Annotated in this window: 2 protein-coding genes; both read right to left on the bottom strand. The window is 44.0% G+C overall.

The features are described from left to right. Nucleotides 1-401 (bottom strand): polyprenyl diphosphate synthase (gene uppS, locus HC176_RS16065; RefSeq protein ID WP_167920011.1); only part of this gene is annotated, 401 nt, incomplete at its 3' end. Nucleotide 402: 1 nt separating this feature from the next. Next, a partial coding sequence (locus HC176_RS20420) for a DUF6089 family protein (RefSeq protein WP_425338212.1) occupies nt 403-514 on the bottom strand: 112 nt, incomplete at its 5' end.

Here is a 514-nt window from a genome sequence, read left to right as displayed (position 1 = left end):
AGGGTCATGCGGGAATTTTCTGCAGTTTGTTTGATCACCTCTTGCAGTTCCTTTAAAGCTTTTACGGGTAAATTGTCCAGGCAGCCAATGGCGCTTAGCTTGATATCGTTTTCCTGAAGGGTCTTTATTTCTTTCTTAAGAGAAGAAACAAGAAGTCTCATCAGGGTGTCGACTTCAAGCTTGGGTCTGTTCCAATTCTCTGTAGAAAAGGCGTACAAAGTCAGATTTTTGACACCTATTTCGGCACTGCCTTCTACTACTTCGCGTACGGCCTTAGTGCCTTTTTCATGGCCTCTTATTCGCATCAGGCCCTGCTTTTTTGCCCACCTGCCGTTGCCATCCATGATGATGGCGATGTGCCGGGGTAGTTTTGCAGGGTCGATCTTTTCCTTAAAGTCCATATTAATATTTGTTGAAACAGTCAGATCCACTTCCAAAGTTGATGGTGAGGTAAATTCCTGTGAATACATACCAGTCTGTGGTATTGCTGTTTCCGAAATTCCAGAGGTTGTAA

This window comes from Tamlana crocina (genome assembly GCF_012037625.1).
Note: the sequence above shows the minus strand (reverse complement) of the source record. Positions and strands in the feature narration are given on the sequence as shown.